Raw genomic sequence first — 20,447 nt, forward strand, 5'->3', positions numbered from 1 at the left:
ACAAGCCACCTCACCGTGCTGCACGTAGGTGCCGGGCTTGCCCGGCATGGGGCTTCACCGAGAAGGCTCCATGCGGGGCAAGCCCCGCATCTACGGGGTTTCGGCCGTGCGGTCCGGGCCCTGGCACGGCAGGTACAAGCCGAAACGCGTTCCCGCCGGCCCGTCGCCGGGGGCGCCGGCACGGCGGCTGTGCAACTCGATGCGTCCGCCCAGCACCTCGGTCACGATCTGGTGGACGATGTGCAGCCCCAGCCCGGTGCCCCCGCGGTTGCGGCGGGTGGTGAAGAACGGCTCGAAGATGCGCGGCAGGTCGTCGGCCGCGATTCCCTGCCCGTCGTCGGCCACGTCGATACGCACCTGCCCTGGGCCGTCCGCACGCGCCGACAGGGCGATGCGGCCCGGGCCACCCGGCGGGCAGCCATGCAGCAGGGCATTGGCGAACAGGTTGGCCACCACCTGCCCCAGCGGCCCCGGGTAGCTGTCCATCGCCACGCCCGGTTCCAGCTCCAGCACCAGTTCCACGCCTTCCACCGGCCCGCCCTTGCGCAGCCGCGGATCGGCATCCAACAGCACTTCGGCCAGGTCGAACCGTCGCCGTTCCAGCGAGGCACGGTCCACCGCCACCTGCTTGAACCGCTGCACCAGCGCCGCGCTGCGCCGCAATTCGTTGCCGGCCAGGGTGCAGGCGCTGGTCGCATTGGCGAGGAAGGCGTCCATCTCCGAACGCCGCAGCCCCGTGCGCAATTGCTCCTGCAGGGTGGTGATGGCATCGCCCAGGCTGCCCAGCGCCAGCTGCGCGCTGGCCAAGGGCGTGTTCATTTCATGCGCGACGCCGGCCACCATCAGCCCCAGCGAGGACAGCCGTTCGGCGCGCGCCAGTTCCTGCTGCGCCATCAGCAGGCGCTCGTTGGCCAACGCCAGCGCCGCGTTGCCGTCGCGCAGGCGCTGCACGTAGGCGGTCTCGCGCGCCAACCCGCGCGCCTGCCCGAGCACCACCCACGCCACCATGCACAGGCCGAGCACCGCGAACACGGCCAGGATCAGCTGCCAACGCGCTCCCTGCGGCGGCACGCGGTGCACGAGGATGCGCAGTTGCGCCAGCGTCGGGTCGGCATGCGCCAGCAGGCGGCCCTCGCCCTGCCCCCATGCGGCTTCCAGCGTGGAGAAACTCCACCCCTGCCAGTAACCGGCCGGATGCCGCTGCAGTTCGCGCCACAGCGCCGGGTCGAACGCGGCCACGTTGCGCTCGCGGTGCCCCAGTTGCCAGCCCCACGCATCGGATGCCTGCGGGCCGATCAACCAATAGCCCCTGGGGTGCACCAGGTACAGGGTGAAGCCGGATTGCTGCGCCTGTTCGCGCAGCCGCTCCAGCAGCACGCGGCCATGCAGGTTGAGCACCACCACGCCGCTGCCGCCGTCGGCCAGCACGAAGGGCGAGGACGCGCGCAGCGTGGGCCGCAGCGGCTGCTCTATGCCGCCGTTCTCGACGTTCAGGTCCAGCGGCGAAAGATGCACCTGCCCCGGCTGCAGCGGCAGCGCTTTCTCGAAGAACGGGCGTCCCTGCTTGTCCTGCAGGGACGGCACCGGCACCCGCCGGATGTCGCCGCCGTCCTGGTCCAGGCGCAGGCGCTCGTGGCCGGTGGCATCCAGCCAACGCACCTTGTGGTAGTCGCTGCCGGCACGCAGGAAACTGCCATAGGTTTCCACCAGCGAAGCCTGCGAACCGTCCTCCAGCAGGCGCGGCGTCAGCAGCGCGAGGAAACGGGCGTCGTCGCTCAGCCGCTCCATCCAGCGCAGCATGGATTGCGCGGCGTACTGCACCGCGTCGTGGCTGGCCTGGCGCTCGGGCACGCGCAGCACCCGGTCGGTTTCGTACCAGAGCAACGGCAGCGCGGTGAGCAGGCCCAGCAACCACGGCGCGGCGATCAGCGCCACCCGCCACGGCTGCAGGCGCACGCCCGCCCAGGCCTCCTGCCAGCGCCGCCGGAGGAACCCCGCGCGCGGCACTTCAGCCATCGCCCGTCCGCTGCCGGCGCATGCGGGCGATGAAATCCTCCAGCGGTTCGGGCCGCGCGAACAGATAGCCCTGGGCGCAGGGGCAGTCGTGTTCGCGCAGCCAGTTGGCCTGCTCCCGGGTTTCCACGCCTTCGGCCACCACGTCCAGCCCCAGCCGGCGCCCCAGCGCGAGGATCATGTCGGCCACGCTGCTTTCGACGCGGGCTTCGCCGATTTCCGAGGTGAAGTGGCGGTCCAGCTTGAGCCGCGTCACCGGCAGCGAGTGCACGTAGCGCAGCGACGAATAGCCGGTGCCGAAATCGTCCACGGCGATGCCGAACCCCAATCGCCGCAACCGCGCCAACAGTTCGCGTCCGGCCTGGTAGTCGTTCATCACCGCGCCTTCGGTGATTTCCAGCTCCATCCGCCGCGGTTCGATGCCCTGCTTCTCCAGCGTGGCCGCCAGTTCGTCGATGAATTCGCGCCGGTGCAATTGCAGCGGCGACACGTTCACCGACAGCGGCACCTCGGGGAAGCCGGCCGCTTCCAGCGCGCGCAGCGCGTCGCAGGTCAGTTCGATCACGCGCTGGCCCAGCGGCACGATCAGGCCGCTGGCCTCGGCCACCGGGATGAACTCCGCCGGCGACACCGGCTGGCCGTTCTCGTTCCAGCGCGCCAGCACCTCGGCGCCGACGACGGCGCCGCTGTCCATGTCCACCTGCGCCTGCAACGCGACACCGATGCGGTCCTCGCGCAATGCGCGGTACAGTGCCCGCGACTGCAGGAAACGCTGCAGGTTCTCCTGCTCGCCCTCGGCACGGTAGTCGGCCACGCCATGCCCGCCATCGGCGCGGATGCGGTTCACCAGCAGCAGGCCGGCGGCGACTGCTCCGCCGGCACCGCCGCGGTAATGGTCCAGGTCCACCCGCGCCGCATCCACCCGCAGGAACGGCAGCTCGCCGGTGTCCTCGCTCTGTTCCAGTGCGCTGACCGGATCCAGCGCCAGCCACGTCGTCGGGCCCAGCACCGCGAACGTGCCCTCGTGCAACCGCGCCACCCTGCATGGCGGGGGATACAGCTGCGCCAGCCGTTCGGCCATGCGCTGCAGCAGCAGGTCGCCCTGCTCCGGGCCGAGCGCCAGGCTGCCGTCGGTGTATTGCCCCAGGTCCACCACCAGCAGGCTCTGCCCGCTGGGCCAGGGCTGCTCCAGCACCTGCTGCAGCTCCAGCCGCAGCGCATTGCCGTTGGGAATGTCGAGCAGGCTGTCGCGGTAGGCCACCCGGTCCAGCCGCGAGGTCAGATCGACATTGACCAGGCTGGCATTGGCATGGGCGGTGAACACCTGCAGCAGTTCATGTTCCTCGGCGTCGAGCGAACGCTCGCTGGCCAGGTACGCCACCAGCGGCGGCACCCGGCCATCGCCATCCAGGTACAGCATCTGGCAGGCCGGCATGCCGACGCTGGCACGGCTGACGAACGCCTCGGCCAGCAGGTCGCGCGCCATCGCATCGTCGACATCCGCCAGCCAGCGCCCCTGCTGCGTCGCGAAGGCACCATCGGCGGCAATCACGCGCACGCCCTCCGGCGGCGTGCCGTTCCCGTCCTCGCGCACGCACACCAGGCCATCGGCGGGCATTTCCAGCAACGTGGCCAGTTCATGCAGCAACTGTCGCGAAAAACCGTCCAGGTCGCGCTGCCCGGTCAGGCGGTTGCCCATCTGCACGATGTGCTGCAGGCCGCGCTTGGCCCGCGCCAGCGCGTGGATCTCGCTCCAGGTGCGCAGCGAGCCGGTGACGATGCCCTGCAGGCGCTCGCGGTACAGGTCGGTCTTCAGCCAGTAATCGCTGACATCCAGCTGCTGCAGCGTCTTGCGCATCGGCGCCATGCCCGGCTGGCCGGTGATCAGCACGATGCGCACCTCGGCGTTGCCCAGTTGCTCGCGCACCGCGCGCACCAGCTGCAGGCCGGCGTCGTCGCTCTCCATCACCACGTCCAGCAGGATGGCCGAGACATCGGGGTGGGCGACCATCACCTCCTGCGCTTCACTGGAGGAGGATGCGGTCAGCAGCCGCAGCGGGCTGTCGTTGAAGCGGAAGTCGGACAGCGCCATGCGCAGCGACTGCTGGAACGCGGGGTCGTCGTCCACGCTCAACACGGTAAAAGCGACACCGTCGGCAGGCGGACCGTCGTCTGCCTGTTCCTGGCGGAACTCGAACATCCTGTCATCGCCCGACCGAACGCTACCGCTCATGCACTCTTTCCCCCAGACACCGCTGCGTGGACCGACACGTGCCGCGCCAGCCTACCGCAACCCCGCGCAGCGGTCGAACCACCCTGCCAGCCCCTGTCCCCAAGGTATCGGCCGGGCGTCAACCTGCTTGAGGAGCAGGACGCGTAGGTGCCGGGCTTGCCCGGCACGGGGCTTCACCGGGAAAGCGCCGCGGGGCGAGCCCCGCATCCACAAAGGCGTGGGGGACTGGCTCAGTCCTTGGTGACGCGGTTGATCTCGGCCAGGCTGGTGATGCCTTGCGCCGCCTTGAGCAGGGCCGACTGGCGCAGGTCGTTGACGCCGATCTGCTGCGCGGCCTCGGCGATGTCCAGCGCGTTGCCGCCGCGCAGCACGATGGTGGCGATCTCGTCGGTCATCGGCATCACCTGGTAGATGCCGGTACGGCCCTTGTAGCCCTCGGTGCAGTCGTCGCAGCCGACCGGCTCGTACAACTGGATGCCCTGGCTGATCTGCGCCGGGGTGAAGCCCTCGGCGAGCAGCGCGTTTTCCGGCAGGTCCGCCGGCCGCCTGCAATGGCTGCACAGCCGCCGCGCCAGACGCTGGGCGATCACCAGCGTCACCGACGAAGTGATGTTGTACGGGGCGATGCCCATGTTCATCAGGCGCGCGATGGTCTGCGGCGCGTCGTTGGTGTGCAGCGTGGACAGCACCATATGGCCCGTCTGCGCTGCCTTGATGGCGATCTCGGCCGTTTCCAGGTCGCGGATTTCGCCGACCATGATCACGTCCGGGTCCTGGCGCAGGAACGAGCGCAGCGCCGCGGCGAAGGTCATGCCGCGCTTGTTGTTCTGCTGCACCTGGTTCACGCCCGGCAGGCGGATTTCCACCGGGTCCTCGGCAGTGGAGATGTTGCGGGTCTCGTCGTTGAGGATGCCCAGCGCGGTATACAGCGACACCGTCTTGCCCGAGCCGGTGGGGCCGGTCACCAGCACCATGCCGTAGGGCTTGTGGATGGCCTCCAGGAACAGTTTCTGCTGCTCCGGCTCGTAGCCAAGCTTGTCGATGCCCAGCTTGGCCGCGCTGCCGTCGAGGATACGCAGCACGATCTTCTCGCCGAACAGCGTCGGCAGGGTGCTGACGCGGAAGTCGATCTGCTTGGTCTTGGACAGGTTGAGCTTGATGCGGCCGTCCTGCGGCACGCGCTTCTCGGCGATATCCAGCTGCGACATCACCTTCAGGCGCGCGGCGATGCGCTCGCGCAGCTTCACTGGCGCCTTGGCCACGGTCTTGAGCAGGCCGTCGATGCGGAAACGCACGCGGTAGTCGTCTTCATAGGGCTCGAAGTGGATGTCCGAACCGCCCTTGCGGATGGCGTCCACCAGCACCTTGTTGACGAACTTCACCACCGGGGTGTCATCGCCCTTGGCATCGACGCCGGAGTCGCTGCCACCGCCCATGTCCTCGTCGCCGGCACTGACCTCCAGGTCGCCCATATCCTCGTCGCCGCCGCCCAGCGAATCGCCCAGCGAATCGTTGCTGGCCACCCACAGCTCCAGGGTGCGGCGGATCTGGTCCTCGTCCACCAGGATCGGCTCGACCACCAGATTGGTGTGGAATTTGATCTCATCCAGCGACTGGGTGGGGTGGCTGGTACCGATGAACAGCTTGCCGCCGCGCTTGAACAGCGGCAGCACGTTGTGCTTGCGCAGCAATTCCTCACTGACCAGCTTCATCGCATTGTGGCTGGCGTCGAACACCGACGCGTCCAGCAGCGGCATGCCGAATTCCACGGCGTTGGCCGCGGCCAACTGCGCCGCGGTGGCCAGGCGCTTGTCAGCCAGCCACTGCGCCAGCGGCACCTTGGCCTCCCCGGCCTGTGCCATTGCATTGCGGGCGACGGCCTCGTCCAGCGCCCCGTCCTGCACCAGCCTGCGCGCAATGCCGGTGATGCCCACGAGATTGGCGGCTGCGTTCATTCAGTTTTCCCCAGAGCAGACAGCAATGGGGCGATTGTACGGGCAAGCGGCCCCATCGCAGGCATGACTGCACGACGGGCCACCAACATCGCCAATGAATCATCGGCATCCCTTTGTACTCGATTCCCGGTCGGACTAGACTAAACCAGACCAATCCGATGGCAAGAGATTGCCCATGCGCACCGCAATCAACATCCATGAAGCCAAGACCCACCTGTCACGGCTGGTGGAGCAAGCCTCGGCGGGCGAGGAAATCATCATCGCCAAGGCCGGCAAACCGATGGCGCGCTTGGTACCGCTGGCCCCCGTCGTCAAACCCAAGAAGCTCGGCCTGTTGCAGGGAAAAGTCGGGATTGCCCCGGATTTCGATGCCCCACTACCGGCAGACTTCCTGATTTCCGGCAAGCAGGCCTGACATGCGCCTGCTGCTGGATACGCACGTGCTGCTGTGGGCGCTCGACAACCCAGCCAAACTGGGCAGGAAAACCCGCGGCCTCATCGAGCGCTCCGAGGTGCTGGTCAGCACGGCCTCGCTTTGGGAAATCAGTATCAAGGCCGGCCTGGGCAAGCTGAAAATCAACCCGCAGGAAGTACTTGACGCCATCGAGCCTTCCGGCTTCGACTTGCTGCCGGTGCAGGCAACACATGCCGTCGAAGTCTTTTCCCTCGGGGCCTTGCATGGGGACCTCTTTGATCGCCTGCTGGTTGCACAGGCAATGACCGAAGGCATCCCCCTGCTCACTGCCGATGCAACCCTGATGGGCTACGGGCCATCAGTTCGTCTGGTGGAATGATTCGGCACGACCTGCAAACGAATCCATGGTCATTATCCCGCCCCGCAAGCCCCCGTAGGTGCCGGGCTTGCCCGGCACGGAGCCTTGCCGACGACGCCGTTTACCAAACCAACCTGCGTCGCGGCTTGGCAAACGTCTACCGCCTGATCGAAGCCGGGCGGCATCTGCAAGCCCAATTGAATGGGCATAAGCAACAGTGATCGCCCCTGCACCCACTGCCACCCGCGCAGACGGCAGCCCTTCTCGGCAGCTGAAGGGTGAGCCTCACTTCCCAACAAGCTGATGCCCCATTCATTTGGCACCCATGCCTTCACCACACACCCGTGGTATAAACGCGTTTAAACATTCTGCCACGGAGACAGCCAATGACCGAAGCCCTGCTGGACATCAAGCACTGGGGCAACAGCCTCGGCGTGCGCCTGCCCGCCAAGGTGGCGCGTGCCGCCCACCTGCAAGCCGAGCAGCGCGTGCGGGTGCACGTGGAAGACGGCCGGGTGGTGATCGAACCCCTGCGCGAGGCCACTCCCAGCCTGTCACAACGGCTGGCCCGCTTCGATGCAACGCGCCATGGCGGCGAAGCCATGGCCTGCGACATGCAGGGTGCCGAACGGTGGTAGCCCCCAAGAGCAAGACTTGGCAGCCTGACAGGCAGGATGTCATCTGGATCGACTGCAACCCACAGGCCGGCCGCGAAATGCGCGATGTGCACCCGTTCCTGGTGCTGTCCCCACGCGCCTTCAATGAACGCACTTCGCTGGTGCTGGGGTTGCCAATGACAACCGCCGCCTACAACGCGGACAACCCGTTTGCCGTGCTTGCCGGCGTGGCCAGCGGGCGCAAAGCCGGCGCCCCCAGCTACGTACTTTGCCACCAACCCAAATCCTTCGACTGGCGTGTACGTGGTGCCCGCCCCCACCCCATGCGCCGCATTGGCGATGGGGCATTCGCCGAGGTACTGCTGGTCCTCAACCAGATCATGCAACTGGCCTGACCTCCCCCATGCCGCTTCCCGCTACCATGTGGCCGGGGAGAATCAACAGGTACACCACGTGCAGCAACTGAGCATCATCCTGCCGGCCAAGAACGAGGCCGAGGGCCTGCAACGCACCTTGCCGGCACTGCGGCAGGCATACCCGCAGGCCGAGATCATCGTCGTCAACGACGGCTCCACCGACGACACCGCCGCCATCGCCGCCAGCCACGGTGCGCAGGTGGTCAGCAACCCCTACTCGATGGGCAACGGCGCGGCGATCAAGCGCGGCAGCCGCGCCGCCAGCGGCGACGTGCTGGTGTTCATGGATGCCGACGGCCAGCACAGCGCGCAACACATCGCCGCGCTGCTGGCCAAACTGGAAGAGGGATACGACATGGTGGTAGGAGCGCGAGACGCCAGCGGCCAGGCCAACCTGCATCGCGGCCTGGCCAACGGCTTCTACAACCGCTTGGCCAGCCACATGACCGGCCACCGCATCGATGACCTGACCTCCGGCTTCCGCGCCGTACGCGCGGAGAAGTTCCGTGAGTTCCTGCACCTGCTGCCCAATGGCTTCAGCTACCCCACCACCAGCACCATGGCGTTCTTCCGCAGCGCCTACCCGGTAGCCTATGTGCCCATCCCGGTAGCCAAGCGCGTGGGGACCGGCAGCCACATCCGCCCGATAAAGGACGGCATTCGTTTCCTGCTGATCATTTTCAAGATCGCCACGCTGTATTCGCCGTTGAAACTGTTTGCACCCGTAGCCATTGCCTTTTTCCTCACTGGGCTGGGTTATTACGGCTACACCTTCGCCACCATGCATCGTTTCACCAATATGAGCGTCCTGCTGTTCAGCGCAGCAGTAATCATCTTCCTGATCGGGCTGATTTCCGAGCAGATCACCAATCTGACCTATCGGCGCGATGGCTGAACCCCTACGCCCCCGGATTCTCCTCGTCACCCGCAATCTACCGCCACTGGTGGGTGGCATGGAACGACTGAATTGGCATATTGCCGACGAACTGTCGCACCATGCAGACGTAGCCATAGTCGGTCCTGAAGGCTCCGCAGCCACGCGTCCGGATCAAGTCGAACTGACCGAAGTGCCGCTACGCCCGCTATCGCGATTCCTGGCAGCATCCGCATGGCAAGCATTACGCATCGCCCGCCGCTGGAAACCCGATATCGTGTTAGCCGGAAGCGGGCTGACCGCCCCTGCAGCATTGATGGCGGCACGGGCTGTCAGCGCTCGTGCCGCCATATATCTGCATGGTTTGGATGTCGCAGTGCGGCACCCCGTATATCGGGCGATATGGCATCCGGCCATTCGTCGCATGGATATCGCCATCGCAAACAGCCAACCCACCGCCGAACTTGCTCAGGCGCTGGGGGTGAATACAACCCGCATGCATATCGTACATCCCGGCGTCCAGGTGCCCGACACTCCACAACCATTTGATGCATTGCAGGAGTTCCGCCAACGGCATCGCCTCGGAAGCCACCGCATTTTGCTTTCAATCGGCCGCCTGACCACCCGCAAGGGGCTGCGTGAATTCGTTCAAAACTCACTACCAATCATTGTCCGTGAGGTGCCGGATGCCTTGCTCGTCATCATTGGCGACGTCCCTACTGACGCATTGAACGCAAACCTGCAAACGCGCGAGAGTATCCAGGCCGCAGCCGATGAGGCCGGTATCGGTCAGCACCTCCGCTTTCTCGGTGTCATCACCACTCCCGCCGAACTGGCATGCGCCTACGAGTCCGCTTCGGCCCATGTGTTCCCTGTTCGCCATATCCCTGGTGATCCAGAAGGCTTCGGCATGGTTGCCATCGAAGCAGCCGCACACGGCATACCCACGGCGGCATTCGCCACCGGGGGAATAGTCAATGCCGTCGCCCCGGGACAATCCGGGGTACTGGTGGAACCCGGAAATTACCCGGCGCTGGCAAGAGCCGTACTGCATTCATTTGACAAGCAGTCCGCTTTCGACCGAGACAAGACAATCGCTTTCGCACGGAATTTCGCCTGGCCGAACTTCGGCAAGAACCTGTGCGAAGCCCTTCAACTCGGCATGCCCCCTGTAGCAACCGTCCGCCAATGAAGATAGACAAGCACAACCCGGTGCATTGGCTCCTCCTCACCAGCTTCGCCATACAAGCCATAACGGGATTGATCCTTCGGCCCTTCATGCGGAAATCAGCCATCGTCCTTTATGGGCATAGGCTCAATGGCAATCTGCTGCCGCTCTACCAGGGCTGCTCTGCCGCAGTATTTGTCAGCATGGACCGAACCTACTGCCGGGCATTACAGCGCAATGGTATCCGCAGCCAATGGGCATGCAGCTTCGGCGCGGCAATGCTGCTGGCCCGCACCCGCGTGCTGGTCAGCGATCACGGATTGCACAGCCTCGAACCACTGCTGCCCTCCTATCGCAAGGCCGGGCTGAAGTGCGTGGACGTCTGGCATGGCGTGCCATTCAAGGGCTTCGATGCGGACGACTTCCGCCTCCAACGGCACTATGACGAAGTCTGGGTAGCATCGGAATCGCAACGCCAACTATGGATCAGGAAATTCGGATTTCCTCCCGGCATTGTCCATGCCACCGGCTATGCCCGCGTAGACCGATTGATCCGTCCCGACATGGGGCCCGCCACCGCCAAGCAGCGGCTGGGACTGAAACCAGAAACGTGCGGCAAAACCCTCCTGTTTGCCCCAACTTGGCGACAGGACGACAAAGGCCGGAGTATTTACCCGTTTGGTTGCACCGAACAAACATTCATGGGCGCACTGTCCACCATCGCAGCCCGGCACGGAGCAACCGTGCTGCTGCGCAGTCATCTCAACAGTGACGCCATGGTAGCGGTCCTGCAACCAAACATACTGCAACTGCCCAGCCGCGATTACCCGGACACCGAGTCCATCCTGCTGGCCAGTGACATCCTGATCTGCGACTGGTCATCCATCGCGTTCGACTTCCTGCTATTGGATCGGCCCACATTGTTCCTCGACGTCCCCCCCCCGTTCCGCAAGGGCTTCTCGCTCGGGCCGGAATATCGCTTTGGAGCCGTCATCGGCGACCTGTCGGAACTGCTTCAGTCATTGGAGACCTGTCTCGTCGCACCGGAACGATACTGGCAGCACCATCAAGCTGGTCATCAATCGACGAAGCTGGCGATATACGGCGAGTGCGCAGACGGAAACGCCACTCAGCGCTGCGTCAACCGCTTGAACGCAATACTCCACACCGCGGCACGCAGCTAAAGCCTGATTTTCTCGATCACCGCCGTCGTGGAAATGGCAGGGGTACGCTCGAAATAAACCACCCGGCAGATATCACCAAATTCGTCAAAGCGACCGCGCCAGTCATCACCCATTGCCAAGATATCGGCCCGACACTGACGCAGGTAGTCACGCTTCAACTCCAGCGCCTCTTCGACGAATACCTCGTCAACGCAACGCAGTGCCCTCACAAGGCACAGTCGCTCTTCCTGCGAGAACACCGGTGCCCGCCCCTTCTTGGCGATATTGAGTGCGTCCGAGGAAACACCGACGATGAGGCGGTCACCGAGAGCCGCTGCGCGTTCAAGAATACGCAGATGGCCGACATGAAATACGTCAAAGGTGCCAAAGGTAAGAACAGTCGTCATGAGCTTGGCAGGAAGTTTATGCCTAAAAATTCTATCCGCGCACCGCAGGTTCAATCCAACCCTGCTCCGTAAAGAAGCGCAAGAGTTGATTAGTTGCCATGTTCTGCGGCAAGCCATCGAAGGCCATGCGTGCGAGGCGATGGCGACAATCCCGCCATTCTGGAGGCTCCGGCTGCAACAAGCCTGCCAATAGCTCGTCCCAGGTTCTGAACTTCGGGCCGGGCGTCATCGACTCGAAATCAAACTGGATTCCGCGATCACTGGAAATATATTTTTCCAGATCTGGAGTCATAAACAGAACCGGACGATCGAGCAATAGAAAATCCATGTAAATCGACGAGTAGTCGGTAACCAAGGCATGCATCAATGGCAACAGCGGGTACGCATCACTGCACGGATCCACGACATGCAGATGCCGTCCTGCGATCCTGGATGCGCCACGCTCGTAGGGGTGGAATTTGAAGACGAACTCAAAGCCATGCTTTTCGCAGAACGCGTCAAGCATCGCCAGTTTCCCATCATCCAGACCGAGCGGTGTCGCACGAGAATCGCGGAAGGTCGGAGCAAGGAAGACCGGCTTACGGCCCGCTTCGGCCCACTCATTCAGCCTGTCGCGAATGCCAACATCGACATTGACCCATGCCAGCGGATGTGTGTTGGCGAACGCATTGCGCGGATACCCGGTGATCGGAAAATGACGGCTGCGAAACGCAGTCGTGAACACGTTGTCGCGATAGAAAACGGAAGTCGTCGCGACCGCGTCGTACATCGGTGCGCGGCCATACAGATACCTGCGCACCATGCGAGGCCATAGCAACCACCTGCTGGACAGGAACTTTTTCCCCTCGGCTTCGTTGCGCCATTTGTCCAGCTCGATGCGCTTGAAGCCTACACCGTGCCAGAGTTGAACCAGTCGCGCCCTGACAAGCAGGAAACGACGCGCCCTCTTGTACCACTCGACAGAATCCACTACCGCCAACCCGCAGCGCATGAGGAACCATGCGGCGCGCAAAGATGGGTATACAAAGGCCTGCCCGCCCTCGCCGGCAATCGCCTCTGCCACATCCTTTCGTTCAGTGATGTGCACGATGCGCAGCCCATTGGCATTGTCCGTAGCGACATCGATGTAGAAATATTTGGTGTTGTCGACAAAAGCGCCGGACTCGCGGCCAATGACGGCAATCCAATCACGTCGTCTCAGAGGAAGGGCGGCTAGCGGGGCTAACAGCAGCCAGCCCATGAGGCTTATGGAAATTTCGACGAAGTTGGTACGCGCATCGCGCCAGAGGTTGGGGACTGGCATCAGCGCATCCGCCGGTTACGGAAAATCCCATCAACCTGCAAGAATTCGCCACTCTCCTTGTCAGAGAACCCTGGCTCGAAGGCGACGGGATCAAATCCAAGTTCCGCGAGCCGTTCCATCATCGGGATGATGGTAAGCTGCTGCGCATACAACGGACGCAGCGAAAGTTCCAGTTGAATGGCGGCGATATCAGCAATGCAGCCGCTTGCTCCATCAAGCACCTGACGCTCATAGCCTTGCACATCGATCTTTAGCCACGTCGCCTTCTTCGCCCTCCACTGGCTCCAGTCGGGCAAGGTATCCATACGCTTGACATGAATGGCCTCATCATTGATGACGTGGGAAGCGGGAGCATGCTTCTCGTGTTCTGGAAGCATTGGCAAAATCGAACTCGACACAGAGTTGCCAGAGACATGGATTTCCACGTCGGATTCGGAATCACCGAGCGCGAAATCGCGGCAACTCCAAAGGTGATCATGGTTTGAATTGCTTACCAATCGTTCATAAGCGGAGCGCATGGGTTCGAAGGACACGATTTCGCCGGTGTAGCCCATCTCACGCAGGCGGATTGCGTACTGCCCAGTATTGGCTCCTACGTCCAGCACCATGTCGATCCCGTAGCTGCGCATCAGCTTCATGCGGCGTCCCAAGTAGTAATTGGGATTGGACTTACGCATAAGCAAATAGCCACGACGATTCAAAAGCGCATGCAGACGACCGTCAATTAAATTTATGATGGACATTCCCTGCACTCTCGGAAAATTAAAATTCAAACGAGTGCTCCATGAATCTCATACTGGCGCGACTCCTTGACACGCGCCAGAACCCAATCAATATCTCTTACAAAAATTTGATTGAATTTCCGCTTCTCTTGCTGACCGGGGTTTATCAAAATCCGGCCCTCCGGCTCATACCAATAGGGGCCGTGCAACCCAGCCTCTTGCAGGGCAAGCAAGACATCACTCGTGGAATTGCTGTATCGCTCCAAATGTCCATGCCACACTTCGACGATAACGGCCTGAAGCAAGGGATTCGAAAGGGTCTTCATAGCCCCTTGGATCACCTGCGCCTCAAACCCTTCGACATCTATCTTGATGGCACAAGGAATATTTCCATTGAGAACATGATCCAATGGAAATACATCGACCCGTATAGTTTCATCACCGCATGTTTCAACGACATGATTGTAACTCCAAAGCGATGACGTGAAATTCAGGACGTCACGCTTGCTGCCAACCCCGATGTTTTTTGCATCAACCTTCGGTGCAATGTGGTTCGCAAAAACATTCTGCATCAGGAGATCAAATGTCCTAGGGATTGGCTCGATTGCGACTACATTACATCCTACCGAATGCCCGGCAAGGACGGTATAGACCCCAGCATTCGCTCCGACATCACAGAAGATGTCATCGCTCCGAAGCATGTGCAAGAGAAAAGCCATGTCGGCGTATTCTCCAAGGCCATACCTAGCACAGATCGTCACACTTGTGGATTCTTCCGGCCAGACGAGTATTGATTCACCCACATACGGAATTGCAATTTGCCGCGTCGGTGTCAAACGACTGGAAATGACAAGGAATAACCAACGGATGATCGCCTTCGTCTTGCGGCCTCGATGAATCGGGTGATTTGAGATGCCTCTGGCGATACGCAATATCCCCAGCATCTTTTTGACTACCTTCATGTTGAAGTATCCACAAGAACAATGTCAAATTTTCTTGAAAATTCAATTTGGCAAGAACCGCATTTGAATAACTCCCGACCCACAGGTAATCCTGCACCGTTCACACGCGCACACCCCAAGATGGAGTAGGCACCCATGCTAGACGCGGCCGATTAAAGCCGTATATCGATGACTTCTCCGGTTGATTGTGAAAAGCAAGCTGACAGGGTTTCCTGCGCGACTACATTCGCATCGAGCAATGCCTCGGCAGGCTCGACACCGAAATTCTCGATCCGCATCGGCGTCGCCGTACGCTCCGGGTTGATAGCATTGATCCGCACGTGGAACGGTAGGAATTCTTCACTTAGCGCCTGCACCAAGTTGACGATGGCGGCCTTGGTTGCCGAATAAACGCTGTATCTGGCTCGACCACGCGTATACGAGCTCGACGTGAACAGAGCAATGCTTCCGCCGGCTTCACGCATGGCTTCGAACGCTTCGCGGGCAACAACAATGCTGCCGCGCAGATTGGTAGCAATCTGCTCGTCGATGATCGAGTAGTTTTGCCCGGCGATCAGGCCCGTCCGAAGGATGCCGGCGGTCGCAATCACTGCGTCAATCCGGCCATAGGATTCGACGGCTTCGCGCAAGGTGGTTCGTACCGCCTTTTCGTCGCAGATATCCACACCGCTTGCCCGGGAAACCGCAATCACGTTGGCTCCAGCCGCCGTGGCGATCTCGCAGACGCTCTTGCCGATGCCGCGGCTCGCGCCGAATACCACGATTGTCTTGCCAGCTAGAGCCAGATCGCCTTCGCCAACGCCAATCCGACGGGCCCGCAACTGGAAAATGCGATCCGCCAAATAGATGTCGGATGGATAGGTGATCTTGATGTTGTTGACATCTCCGGCGACGACTTCCACATCGCTCAAGCTGTAGTGCAGAATCAGCCCACAATCGTCGGTCACCATCAGATCCGGGGCGGACTTTGCCAATTCGTGCGCCTTGCGTAGCACGCCGGAGCGGAATGCCTGCGGAGTCTGACCAAGGCGCAGCACCGAGCGATCCGGAATGTTGGCAATACGCGACTCGGGCGTCACCTGGATCACGGTATCGCTGGCGGGAATTGCAGTATCCACAGCATCGCCCCGCTCCAGCGCATGCAGGCAGCGGTCAATCGTCGCATGGTCGAGGAGAGGCCTGACCGCATCGTGAACCAGTACCTTGTGGTCATCCCCCAAAATGGCGGCGATGCCAGCCGCAGAGCTTTGCTGGCGAGTTGTGCCACCGGATACAACCTTGGTTACTTTCCTGTAGCCAGCACGATTGATGATTTCGTTGATCAGTAGCAGATTGTCGGCACTTCCAACTATCACGACCTCATCGATGGCTGGGTGCCGTTCGAATACATCCAGAGTGTGTTCGAGAACCGTTTTGCCCGCCAACTTCAGGAATTGCTTAGGTACAGGAGCACCGAAACGAATACCTGAGCCAGACGCGAGGATGACTGCGATTTTTTTTACGTCGCTCATTCGTTATCAACTGAAATTTGTTGGCTGGTGCATTTCTGCCCGGAAGTAGATGCTGCACCGGGAGTGACATGAATCACCCTGTCGCATTCTCTCAACGATGCTTCCTTGTGCGCGATCACGACGATTGTCTTGCTGCCGGACACCCCCCGGATCGCATCGTTCAGCGCCTCCTCGGTCTGTGCATCCAGCGCACTTGTCGCCTCATCGAAGAACAGCACCGGCGGATCACGATACAACGCCCGTGCAATGCCGACACGCTGGCGCTGCCCACCTGAAAGGCGGATGCCGCGCTCACCAACTTCAGTCTCATAACCATTCGCAAGCTCGCCCACGATGAAATCGTGCAACTGCGCCGCACGCGCCGCGCGCTCCACCGCTGCCATGTCGATCTTGTGCTCGGGCACGCCGAAAGCGATATTCGCTGCCACGCTCGCATCCAGCAGGAAGATGTGCTGCGGCACGTAACCGATTGCACGCTGCCACGCGGCCACGTTTCCTTCATCCACCGCCACACCATCGATGCTCAACGTGCCCAACTGCGGTTGCAGCAGCCCCAGCAGCACGTCCATCAGCGTACTCTTTCCTGCCCCACTACGACCGACGATACCGATGCTGGTATTGGCCGGAATGACCAGTTCGAAACCATCCAGCACTGGCTTGTCTGGCATGGATGGATAAGCATAGCGAATGCCGGACAGGCGAATCTCCCGCTGCGGCACCAACAACCCGTGTGCCACCGGCTCACCCGCCTCCGGCAATGCCAAGTCGGCGTGAATCGCATCCAACACCGGCGACGAGAACTTCAACTTGGCGAAACCGCGATAAACGATCTGCGCTGCCGGCAGCATCCGGTAAGCGGCAAAGCCATAAAGACCAAGCGCTGGCAACACATGTCCAATGTCACCGGAACGCAACAGCAACACCAGCGCAATCAAGATCAGCCCACCGTAACCGGTCGCTTCCACTAGATACAGCGGCGTCTGGCTCAATGTGTCACTGGCAGCAAGATGGCGCGAATACAGACGCGAGGAGGCATTGAAGCGCCCGACATAAGCATCGGCCGAATGGGTGACCTTCACATCCTTGATACCGCCAAGCGCCTCGTTGCAAGCTTGGTAACGCTGACGATTGGCCATCACTCGTTCCGCACCAATCCGCGCCAGACGCTTTCGTACCAAGGTATAGATGGCACCGTACAGCAGCGCGACCCCGAACAGGATGCCAAACGCGACCACAGGGTCATAAAAGAAGACCAGCAACGTCATCGCCAGAATCACCGCGCCTTGCGCGACCAACTGGGATAGCGGCTGAACAAGGTTGAACAGCAACTGATCAGCTTCCGACAGAATGTTCTTGGACAGGTCGGAAGTATTTCGCAGCAGGAAGAATTCGTATGGCTGGTGCAGATACACCGACAACAAACGGCTGCTGATCGAATGCCGTTGCAGATGGACAAAGCGGTTAAGCAGATGCAGGGTTACCGCCTTGAACATCGAGGACAGCAGCACCACCGTAATCGAAGCAATGCCCAGCGCGAAGATGAAGCCACGCGTATCTGTGAACTCCAGCCCTGCGTAGGCCGCTTGCAGCAGCGGGTTCTCGTGGATCACCGCCGGCCGGCCCAGCACCGACAGGAATGGCATGATCGACAGCACACCCAGCGTCTCCGCTGCGGCCATCAGTACCACCAATGCCAGCATCCACGTCGCCTTGCGACGCTCCACAGGAGTGAATACGGCCCAGATTTTCCTGAGGTCGGCGATCATCGTTTCACGGGTATGGCTTCACGCCCCAAGACTGGCGGCGTCATTGTACCCGTGCATGCCCGATGATCGGCAGCCACCCCTCAGGTGGAACGCATGGACCACAAGCTCTGCAAGGCAATCAGTCCTGCAGCTCGCACTGCGCACTCCCGGTGCCACAATCAACATTCTTCTTGATGCTGGCATTCCCACGGGATGCTGTCGTGAACGTGACCGTCCTGGGATTGGCGAAGTCACCGACTGCGAGCCCGGGATCGGCAGTTTCGTCACATGCCTTTGGCTTGTAGGCAGGGTCGGGCAGCCTCTCATCGGCCAGATCGGCCACCGCAGCGCCCATGAAAGCCTTCGCCTCGGCCAGACAGGCCGCGTTGGCCGAACGCTGGGTGTAGTCGCGATATTGCGGCAGGGCGATGGCCGCCAAGATGGCGATGATCGCCACGACAATCATCAGTTCAATCAGGGTAAAGCCGCGCTGGATCTTGTTCACGCCAAGGCACTCCATAGGATCATGTTCGCCTGCATTGCATGCAGGCACATCCGGGTATCAGCAAAAATCGGGCCAACTCACGTCACCTAGGGAATGCTGCGCTCCTGATTGTGATGGCCTGCCCGTTCCTGGGCATCCATCAACCTCTTCACCCAATCCTTTCTGTCCGCAGCCGCCAGTTCGGCCAACAATTTTGTGATCGCCGGATCACCGGGCGGGGACAATTCAACGGCTCGCCTCAGATAAGGGAGCGCTTTGCCCGGAGAATGGGTGTCATTGTGGATATAGGCCCCGATTTCCAGATATCGGCTTGGAGCGAAGGTTGCGCGGCTGGAAATCTCCTCGATGACCTGCAGCACCCTCTTCTCATCCAATGGAACTCCACGCCTTGTATTGTTGAGCAGGACCCAGAGGATGTTCCTGTTCTGGGCGCTTGCCGGTACCTGTCGTAACCGTGACAGAAGGCGGTCCCAATCCTCATCTCCCACCGTCCCCTTGATGGTCTTGTAGACCACCAGATTCGACAGCAATGGCACGGAGCCCGTCATCTCCACCCCTCTTTCGGAGACTTCGATTGCCTTGTCCAGCCAAGGACTATCCGCTTTCAACTCGCTACGCTCGGTGTAGACGCCATTGAGGCGCAGCCAAGCCCGCTCGGAATGCGGCGAGACGGCAACCCCGTACTCTGCAAAGCGCAAGGGATCTCCCCATATATGGGCACGCCATGCGGTTCCTGTCCCCAATGCAACCACGATCAATGCAATCGGCACAGCGGCCAAGGATGTCCGGATCGACCAGCGCTGCCATGCCATCATGCACAAATCAGCCACCGCCAAGATGGCTCCCACCAACGGGAAATGGTTGCGGTGTTCGAATGCCAACTCAAGATTGATGACGTTGCTGGTCATGAAGTGCCCGGCAAAGAACAACAGGACGCCCAGCGAGAACAACGGGCGGCGCGAACGCCACCGCCACGCCCATGCCAGCATTCCCACTACCATCAACCAGGCTGGCAGTGTGGTGAGCGGCTGCAGCCAGCCGCGCGAAATGGCAAGGTTGTCATAATAGAAGGGCAGCAGACGGGGCAAAGGCAGCATGATCTGCCCGAGATACATCACCAATACCCGCCCTTGGGTCAACAAGCGTTCGTAGCTGGAAAAATCTCTACTGCGGTAGGCATCCCAATGCCAGTAATGCGGCACGACCAGTACCAGATAGATCACCAGCCCTGCCAGCGCCACGACCAGATAGCCATTGCGCAATACCTTTGCCAACTCTGGTCGCGCGGCACGGAAACGCAGCACGGTCAGCTCCAGTGCCAGCATATAGGCCGGCAACAGGGCTGCATCTTCTTTGCTGGCGAATCCCAGCACACCAAACAATATCGCAAGCGCACCGTATTGCCGGCTGCGCCGCCCCTCCATCTGGGCCTGCCGCATGCAAAGATAAGCCCATAGCGCCAACACCACGAACAATGTCACCAGCGTCTGCATGCGCTGCACCACATACAACACCGACGACACTTGCAAAGGATGGATGGCCCACAGCAGTGCCAAGACCAATGCACACATTGTCGCCTTGTGTATGGGCCACCGGGCCATCGCCAGCAATTGGCGGAAAAACAACGCCAGCACGCACATGGTCAGTGCATGGATCAGCAGATTCGTTATCTTGAATGCGCGCGCGTCCAGTCCACCACGCCAATGGTCCAGTGCAAAACTGAGCATCGCCAGTGAACGCGAGCCTTTGCCCGGTTGAAAGCTGTAGGCCGCATAGAGCAAATCATCCATATTCCACTGGGTAATATGGATCGAGGTATTTTTCACGATGTTCGGCACATCGTCGAACAGGAATCCACCATGCAGGCCCGGCACGAACAAACAGACCGCCAGAACTACCAGAAGGACAGCCCCCATCCGAAAACGAGCAGATGAACCGGACACTGAATCCATGCTCCCTTGAAGCCACCCCACCATGCGGGAACCATGAAGGATATGAATAAATATTCCAGATAGACGAAGAGCGCCTTTCGGCGCTCTTCGTCTCACAACCAAGGTACAGATTACGGATCAATCAGACG

The 20,447-nt window shown here is 61.3% G+C and carries 17 protein-coding genes and 1 pseudogene; 7 read left to right on the plus strand and 11 right to left on the minus strand.

The annotated features are described in order from the left end of the window. Window positions 1-90 precede the first annotated feature (90 nt). The 3 genes from MIC98_RS13665 to pilB all read right to left on the minus strand — a co-directional run bounded on the left by MIC98_RS13665 (window position 91) and on the right by pilB (window position 6,201). Window positions 91-2,016 carry a sensor histidine kinase gene (locus tag MIC98_RS13665; RefSeq protein ID WP_239737504.1) on the minus strand — a complete coding sequence of 642 codons (1,926 nt, stop codon included), beginning with the start codon at window positions 2,014-2,016 and terminating at the stop codon, window positions 91-93. Beyond that, window positions 2,009-4,246 carry an EAL domain-containing protein gene (locus tag MIC98_RS13670; RefSeq protein WP_239737505.1) on the minus strand — a complete coding sequence of 746 codons (2,238 nt, stop codon included), beginning with the start codon at window positions 4,244-4,246 and terminating at the stop codon, window positions 2,009-2,011. Before MIC98_RS13670 ends, MIC98_RS13665 begins: the two co-directional genes overlap by 8 nt. A 230-nt stretch (window positions 4,247-4,476) precedes the next feature. Next, on the minus strand, window positions 4,477-6,201 hold the full coding sequence (gene pilB, locus MIC98_RS13675) for a type IV-A pilus assembly ATPase PilB (protein ID WP_239737506.1): 1,725 nt from the start codon (window positions 6,199-6,201) through the stop codon (window positions 4,477-4,479). A 175-nt stretch (window positions 6,202-6,376) separates the two neighbouring features. Between pilB and MIC98_RS13680 the strand changes: the two genes are divergently transcribed. The 7 genes from MIC98_RS13680 to MIC98_RS13710 all read left to right on the plus strand — a co-directional run bounded on the left by MIC98_RS13680 (window position 6,377) and on the right by MIC98_RS13710 (window position 11,233). After that, entirely contained in the window at window positions 6,377-6,616 is a 240-nt protein-coding gene (locus MIC98_RS13680; protein ID WP_239737507.1) for a type II toxin-antitoxin system Phd/YefM family antitoxin, read from the plus strand. A gap of 1 nt (window position 6,617) precedes the next feature. Beyond that, window positions 6,618-6,995 carry a type II toxin-antitoxin system VapC family toxin gene (locus tag MIC98_RS13685; protein WP_239737508.1) on the plus strand — a complete coding sequence of 126 codons (378 nt, stop codon included), beginning with the start codon at window positions 6,618-6,620 and terminating at the stop codon, window positions 6,993-6,995. Window positions 6,996-7,360: 365 nt separating this feature from the next. Further along, window positions 7,361-7,612: an AbrB/MazE/SpoVT family DNA-binding domain-containing protein gene (locus MIC98_RS13690; protein ID WP_239737509.1), complete on the plus strand. Its 252-nt coding sequence runs from the start codon at window positions 7,361-7,363 to the stop codon at window positions 7,610-7,612. Further along, complete coding sequence (locus MIC98_RS13695; RefSeq protein ID WP_239737510.1) at window positions 7,606-7,986, plus strand: type II toxin-antitoxin system PemK/MazF family toxin; 381 nt, start codon at window positions 7,606-7,608, stop codon at window positions 7,984-7,986. The genes MIC98_RS13690 and MIC98_RS13695 overlap by 7 nt, the downstream gene beginning before the upstream one ends. 58 nt (window positions 7,987-8,044) lie before the next feature. Next, window positions 8,045-8,902 (plus strand): glycosyltransferase family 2 protein, encoded by an 858-nt coding sequence (locus MIC98_RS13700; RefSeq protein WP_239737511.1) that lies wholly within the window; start codon window positions 8,045-8,047, stop codon window positions 8,900-8,902. 58 nt (window positions 8,903-8,960) lie between these two features. Continuing rightward, a complete protein-coding gene (locus MIC98_RS13705) occupies window positions 8,961-10,073 on the plus strand; it encodes a glycosyltransferase family 4 protein (RefSeq protein WP_239737512.1) in 1,113 nt (370 codons plus the stop codon). Further along, entirely contained in the window at window positions 10,070-11,233 is a 1,164-nt protein-coding gene (locus tag MIC98_RS13710; protein ID WP_239737513.1) for a CDP-glycerol glycerophosphotransferase family protein, read from the plus strand. The genes MIC98_RS13705 and MIC98_RS13710 overlap by 4 nt, the downstream gene beginning before the upstream one ends. On the opposite strand, the gene MIC98_RS13715 is transcribed toward MIC98_RS13710, so the two are convergent. From MIC98_RS13715 to MIC98_RS13750, 8 genes and pseudogenes are all read right to left on the minus strand, one after another. Then, window positions 11,230-11,619, minus strand: a complete 390-nt coding sequence (locus tag MIC98_RS13715) for an adenylyltransferase/cytidyltransferase family protein (RefSeq protein ID WP_239737514.1) — start codon at window positions 11,617-11,619, stop codon at window positions 11,230-11,232. The genes MIC98_RS13710 and MIC98_RS13715 overlap by 4 nt on opposite strands. A gap of 31 nt (window positions 11,620-11,650) precedes the next feature. After that, window positions 11,651-12,922 carry a CDP-glycerol glycerophosphotransferase family protein gene (locus MIC98_RS13720; RefSeq protein ID WP_239737515.1) on the minus strand — a complete coding sequence of 424 codons (1,272 nt, stop codon included), beginning with the start codon at window positions 12,920-12,922 and terminating at the stop codon, window positions 11,651-11,653. After that, entirely contained in the window at window positions 12,922-13,665 is a 744-nt protein-coding gene (locus tag MIC98_RS13725) for an FkbM family methyltransferase (RefSeq protein ID WP_239737516.1), read from the minus strand. The genes MIC98_RS13720 and MIC98_RS13725 overlap by 1 nt, the downstream gene beginning before the upstream one ends. 26 nt (window positions 13,666-13,691) lie before the next feature. Then, window positions 13,692-14,606 carry an FkbM family methyltransferase gene (locus tag MIC98_RS13730; protein ID WP_239737517.1) on the minus strand — a complete coding sequence of 305 codons (915 nt, stop codon included), beginning with the start codon at window positions 14,604-14,606 and terminating at the stop codon, window positions 13,692-13,694. Between the two features lie 152 nt (window positions 14,607-14,758). After that, window positions 14,759-16,117, minus strand: coding sequence for a 2-C-methyl-D-erythritol 4-phosphate cytidylyltransferase (gene ispD / locus MIC98_RS13735; protein ID WP_239737518.1), 1,359 nt, complete (start codon window positions 16,115-16,117; stop codon window positions 14,759-14,761). After that, on the minus strand, window positions 16,114-17,883 hold the full coding sequence (locus tag MIC98_RS13740; protein ID WP_239737519.1) for an ABC transporter ATP-binding protein: 1,770 nt from the start codon (window positions 17,881-17,883) through the stop codon (window positions 16,114-16,116). Before MIC98_RS13740 ends, ispD begins: the two co-directional genes overlap by 4 nt. A 346-nt stretch (window positions 17,884-18,229) precedes the next feature. Continuing rightward, window positions 18,230-18,367 (minus strand): annotated as a pseudogene (locus tag MIC98_RS13745) (prepilin-type N-terminal cleavage/methylation domain-containing protein); the annotation flags it as partial. 86 nt (window positions 18,368-18,453) lie between these two features. After that, on the minus strand, window positions 18,454-20,319 hold the full coding sequence (locus MIC98_RS13750) for a glycosyltransferase family 39 protein (RefSeq protein ID WP_239737520.1): 1,866 nt from the start codon (window positions 20,317-20,319) through the stop codon (window positions 18,454-18,456). Between the last annotated feature and the right edge of the window lie 128 nt (window positions 20,320-20,447).

Source organism: Stenotrophomonas sp. NLF4-10 (assembly GCF_022359915.1).
Classification (GTDB): Bacteria; Pseudomonadota; Gammaproteobacteria; order Xanthomonadales; family Xanthomonadaceae; genus Stenotrophomonas; species Stenotrophomonas daejeonensis.

What these genes read in the sequence shown, in the direction of transcription:
- MIC98_RS13720 (WP_239737515.1), bottom strand. Translation starts at nt 12,922, where the DNA reads ATGCCAGTCCCCAACCTCTGGCGCGATGCGCGTACCAACTTCGTCGAA.
- MIC98_RS13740 (WP_239737519.1), bottom strand. Translation starts at nt 17,883, where the DNA reads ATGATCGCCGACCTCAGGAAAATCTGGGCCGTATTCACTCCTGTGGAG.
- MIC98_RS13665 (WP_239737504.1), bottom strand. Translation starts at nt 2,016, where the DNA reads ATGGCTGAAGTGCCGCGCGCGGGGTTCCTCCGGCGGCGCTGGCAGGAG.
- MIC98_RS13715 (WP_239737514.1), bottom strand. Translation starts at nt 11,619, where the DNA reads ATGACGACTGTTCTTACCTTTGGCACCTTTGACGTATTTCATGTCGGC.
- MIC98_RS13670 (WP_239737505.1), bottom strand. Translation starts at nt 4,246, where the DNA reads ATGAGCGGTAGCGTTCGGTCGGGCGATGACAGGATGTTCGAGTTCCGC.
- MIC98_RS13685 (WP_239737508.1), top strand. Translation starts at nt 6,618, where the DNA reads ATGCGCCTGCTGCTGGATACGCACGTGCTGCTGTGGGCGCTCGACAAC.
- MIC98_RS13690 (WP_239737509.1), top strand. Translation starts at nt 7,361, where the DNA reads ATGACCGAAGCCCTGCTGGACATCAAGCACTGGGGCAACAGCCTCGGC.
- MIC98_RS13730 (WP_239737517.1), bottom strand. Translation starts at nt 14,606, where the DNA reads ATGAAGGTAGTCAAAAAGATGCTGGGGATATTGCGTATCGCCAGAGGC.
- pilB (WP_239737506.1), bottom strand. Translation starts at nt 6,201, where the DNA reads ATGAACGCAGCCGCCAATCTCGTGGGCATCACCGGCATTGCGCGCAGG.
- MIC98_RS13705 (WP_239737512.1), top strand. Translation starts at nt 8,961, where the DNA reads ATGGAACGACTGAATTGGCATATTGCCGACGAACTGTCGCACCATGCA.
- MIC98_RS13710 (WP_239737513.1), top strand. Translation starts at nt 10,070, where the DNA reads ATGAAGATAGACAAGCACAACCCGGTGCATTGGCTCCTCCTCACCAGC.
- MIC98_RS13750 (WP_239737520.1), bottom strand. Translation starts at nt 20,319, where the DNA reads ATGGATTCAGTGTCCGGTTCATCTGCTCGTTTTCGGATGGGGGCTGTC.
- MIC98_RS13680 (WP_239737507.1), top strand. Translation starts at nt 6,377, where the DNA reads ATGCGCACCGCAATCAACATCCATGAAGCCAAGACCCACCTGTCACGG.
- MIC98_RS13725 (WP_239737516.1), bottom strand. Translation starts at nt 13,665, where the DNA reads ATGTCCATCATAAATTTAATTGACGGTCGTCTGCATGCGCTTTTGAAT.
- ispD (WP_239737518.1), bottom strand. Translation starts at nt 16,117, where the DNA reads ATGAGCGACGTAAAAAAAATCGCAGTCATCCTCGCGTCTGGCTCAGGT.